General features: G+C 56.0%; 2 protein-coding genes and 1 pseudogene. All 3 read right to left on the bottom strand.

Annotation, left to right across the window (positions count from 1 at the left end):
- Positions 1-71: 71 nt before the first annotated feature.
- Positions 72-2129, bottom strand: a complete 2058-nt coding sequence (gene kdpB, locus ACI3UA_RS09550; protein ID WP_439724587.1) for a potassium-transporting ATPase subunit KdpB — start codon at positions 2127-2129, stop codon at positions 72-74.
- Between the two features lie 74 nt (positions 2130-2203).
- On the bottom strand, positions 2204-3937 hold the full coding sequence (kdpA, locus tag ACI3UA_RS09545) for a potassium-transporting ATPase subunit KdpA (RefSeq protein ID WP_439724586.1): 1734 nt from the start codon (positions 3935-3937) through the stop codon (positions 2204-2206).
- A gap of 469 nt (positions 3938-4406) precedes the next feature.
- Positions 4407-4580, bottom strand: a pseudogene (locus tag ACI3UA_RS09540) (metallophosphoesterase); the annotation flags it as partial.

The raw sequence follows: 4580 nt of genomic DNA, 5'->3' as shown, positions 1-4580 counted from the left end.
CCCCTTTGCATAAGCTTTTTTCGCAAGCGGCCGCCTCCGCCAGCAGGCCGCCGACAGCCTGACGCCCCAAATCAAATAAATGCCCCAAAGAGCATATCCAGCAGCTTGATACACACAAATGGCACAACTATGCCGCCCACGCCATACAGCAAAAGATTATGCCGCAGCAGTTCCGCCGCCGGAGCCTCCCGATAAGCAACGCCCCGCAGTGCCAGCGGTATCAGTGCCACGATGATGAAGGCATTGTAGACCACTGCCGACAAAATCGCCGTTTCCGGACTTTTCAGCCCCATCACATTCAGGGCGTTCAGCTGCGGATAAAGACCTGCGAACAGTGCCGGTACAATGGCAAAATACTTCGCCAGATCGTTGGCAATGCTAAAGGTAGTCAGACTGCCCCTGGTCATCAGAAGCTGCTTGCCGATGCGGACAATCTCAATCAGCTTGGTAGGCGAAGAATCCAAATCCACCATATTTCCCGCTTCCTTCGCCGCCTGAGTGCCCGTGTTCATGGCAACCGCCACATCCGCCTGGGCAAGAGCCGGTGCATCATTGGTGCCATCACCGGTCATGGCCACCATGTGCCCCTTTGCCTGATAATCCCGTATCATCGCCAGCTTCGCCTCCGGCGTTGCCTCGGCCAAAAAATCATCCACCCCTGCCTCGGCGGCGATAGCCGCCGCCGTAACCGGATTATCCCCGGTAATCATAATTGTCCTGATGCCCATGCGGCGCAGATCGGCAAATTTTTCCTGCACGCCTTCCTTGATGATATCCTTCAGGTAGATAACGCCCAGAATCCGGGCATCCCTTGCCACTACCAGCGGCGTACCGCCATCTCTTGCCACCTGCTCCACCGCCTGTCTGCACGCCACGCTGTAGCTGCCGCCCCTTTCCTCCACATAGCGGCGCAGGGCATCAGCCGCACCCTTGCGGATTTTTACTGTGCCGATGTTGGCCCCGCTCATGCGCGTCTGTGCCGCAAAAGGCACAAAGACCACCTCATTTTTTGCCAGCTCACGCTCACGGATGCCAAACTGCTCCTTGGCCAGCTGGACGATACTGCGCCCCTCCGGGGTCTCATCTGCCAGCGAGGCCAGCTGTGCTGCATCCGCCAGTTCCTCTGCCGTGGCGCCATCCACGGGTATAAACTCCGCCGCCTGCCGGTTGCCCAGGGTAATCGTGCCTGTCTTGTCCAGCAGCAGCACATCCACATCACCGGCAGCCTCAATGGCACGGCCGCTCATTGCCAGCACATTGGCCTGATTGAGCCTGCTCATGCCGGCAATGCCGATGGCGGACAGCAACGCCCCGATGGTGGTAGGCGCCAGACAGACCAGCAGTGCCGTCAGCTGGGTAACGGAAATCACCTCATGCACCCCCAGCTCCTTCTGAATAAACCACTTGTACCCGTACAGGGACATGGTTACCAGAATGAAGATAATGGACAGGGCAAGCAGGAAAATCTGCAAGGCCAGCTCGTTGGGAGTTTTCTTTCTTGATGCGCCCTCTACCATGGCAATCATCTTATCCAGAAAGCTTTTGCCCGGCTCACTGGTGACCTGCACTACAAGCCGGTCGGACAAGACCGTAGTGCCGCCGGTAACGGCGCTCCTGTCGCCGCCGCTTTCCCGGATCACAGGCGCGGACTCGCCGGTGACAGCCGACTCATCCACGGAGGCCGCCCCCTGCACCACCTCGCCATCAGCCGGAATCTGCTCCCCGGCCGCCACCAGCACAAAATCCCCCGGCCGCAGGCCGGAGGCTGCCACCACCTCCCCCTCCGACTGACGGTCAGGAGCGGGAATTTTCAGGGCAGCCACATCCTTTTTGGCTGAACGCAGGGCATCTGCCTGTGCCCTGCCCCTGCCCTCGGCAATCGCCTCCGCAAAATTGGCAAACAGCACCGTAAACCACAGCAGCACCGCTACCGCCAAGGAAAACCATACCGGCGCATCCTCGTACAGCCCTGCCGCGCCTGCCGCCCACAGCAGGGTACTCAGCACCGAGGAAATATACACCAAAAACATGACGGGATTTTCCAGCTGCTTGCGGGGAGACAGCTTTTTGAAGGCCTCCGCCACCGCACGGCGAAAAATCTCCCTGCTAAAGGAATTATTTTTACGCATCGTCAATCACATCACTTTCCCTGCAGAGCTAATGCACCACTCATCACCAGAATGCTATTTAATACTGCCATAATTTACTGCAAAAACTCTGCTATCGGCCCCAGTGACAGCACCGGGAAGAAGCTGAGCGCCCCCACCAGCAGCACAACCGCTATCAGAAGCCCTGCAAACATCGCATTGTCCGTGCGCAGGGTGCCCTCTGTCACAGCCAGCTTTTTCTTGCCGGCCAGATGCCCTGCAATAGCCACCACTGCCGTCATGGGCAGGAAGCGGGCAAACAGCATCACCATGCCCAGTGATACATTCAGAAAAACAGTATCTGCGCCAAAGCCTGCAAAGGCGGAGCCGTTATTGCCTCCACAGGAGGAATAGGCATACAGAAGCTCCGACAGGCCATGAGCCCCGTGATTGGACAGGCTGTCTGCCACACCCGGCACCATGGCGGCAATACCGCTGCCGGCCAGAATTGCCACAGGCGTTGCCAGGCATGCCAGCACTGCCATCTTCATCTCATAGGGCTCGATTTTCTTGCCCAGAAATTCCGGGGTACGCCCCACCATCAGACCGGAAATAAACACTGTCAGAATAGCAAAGCACAGCATGCCATAGAGGCCGCAGCCTGTGCCGCCGAAGACCACCTCCCCCAGCTGTATGTTCAGCATGGCAGCCAGCCCGCCCAGAGGCGTATAGCTGTCAAGCATGGAATTTACGGAACCGTTGGAGGCCGCCGTGGTAAATTCCGCCCATGCCGCGGAGCCTGCAATGCCGAAGCGGGTTTCCTTGCCCTCCATGTTGCCACCCGGCTGCATATTCCCGGCCTCCATCAGCACGGCACCATTCTGCGCCAGCGGGGCAGTACCTGCCTGCTCGCTAAAACCGATAATCCCCATGCCCAGCACCAAAAGGACAAGCATGGCGGCAAAAATCGTCACCCCCTGCCGCCTGCTGCCCACGGCACGCCCAAAGGAAAAACACAGGGCGGCAGGTATCAGCAGGATAGAAGTCATCTCCACCAGATTGGAAAAAGGTGTCGGATTTTCCAGCGGATGAGCGGAGTTCGCTCCAAAGAAGCCACCGCCATTGGTTCCCAGCTGCTTGATGGCAATCTGGCTGGCAGCGGGACCGCCCGGCACAACCCCCTTGGTAATGGCTGTGCCATCCTCCGCCACCACCCTTTCACTAAGGGTATAGGTGGTATAATCATCAAAATTCTGCACAACCCCCTGTGAACCAATCAGAAGTGTCACCACCACCGCCAGCGGCACCAGCACATAGCCGGTACTGCGGGTCAAATCCGTCCAGAAATTGCCGATGGTGCCATCCTGTGTCCGCACAAAGCCCCGGATAAGCGCATACAGCACCGCCATCCCCGTACCGGCAGAAGCAAAATTCTGCACCGTCAGCCCAAGCATCTGCACTGCATAGCTGAGCTGCAGTTCCCCCCTGTACGCCTGCCAGTTGGTATTGGTGACAAAGCTGACTGCCGTGTTGAATGCCAGCGGCCATTCCAGCCCGGACAGCTCCAGAGGATTGAGGGGCAGGCTGCCCTGCAGCATAAGCAAGGCAAACAGCAGCACAAAGCCGCAGAAATTAAACGCCAGCGCACTGCCCAGATACCTCCGCCATGTCATTTCCTCCCGTTCATCAGTGCCTGTCAGCCTGTACAGCATCCTCTCGGCAGGGCGGATAAGCGGCGAAAGCCATACCCATCTGCCCTGCATTACCTTGTCTATATAAATTCCCAAAGGATAAGCCAGCACCACCAGCAAGGCCAGATAACCGGCATACTGCAACACCGCCTGCATCATCCCTCATCTCCCCTCAGTAAAATACCTATCAGCCAGGCCAGCATAATTGCCCAGACCCCAAACCATACATACAGCATTTCTATCGCCCCTTTCGCGTAGACCGGCATCAGCATGAAGCACTTTAAGATAGTGCCAAGGTTCAACCAGCGATATTAAGATTGTATAAAACTGCCGCAGTCTATAATATGCTCAACATCTAAGTTCATATTACTCCTGAATATCAAAATTCACCTGAATTTTGAAAAAGAGGAAGAAAATTTTTTACATCTTATCGCTACGGGGGTACGATACCCTGATAAAATATGATAATAGTTTTTATCCCGCGCACTCTGCTCAAACAAAAAGAGGGATGAGCGGTAAAGTACCAACTCATCCCTCTTGTTATCTGTTTATCTGCCACAAAATGCCAAACCGATATTCTGCGTATGCTTCCGTAGTGAGGCATACAGCTTTCCGGATAAACTGAAATTTATTTTGTAAGGAAAACTTCATCAATCTGCGTGCCATCTGCCAGATAACACTTAATATTCAAGGTATCGGCAGCTGCCTCCATGGTCAGGTAATTGCCATTTTCCGGCTGGGGCGCCGTTACCTTGTCCAGCGCGTGGTCAATCCAGAGGTTTGGATAGCGCACATCACCGGC

Origin of the sequence: Anaerovibrio sp. (assembly GCF_051866355.1) — a bacterium.
Taxonomy (GTDB): domain Bacteria; phylum Bacillota; class Negativicutes; order Selenomonadales; family Selenomonadaceae; genus Anaerovibrio.
Note: the sequence above shows the minus strand (reverse complement) of the source record. Positions and strands in the feature narration are given on the sequence as shown.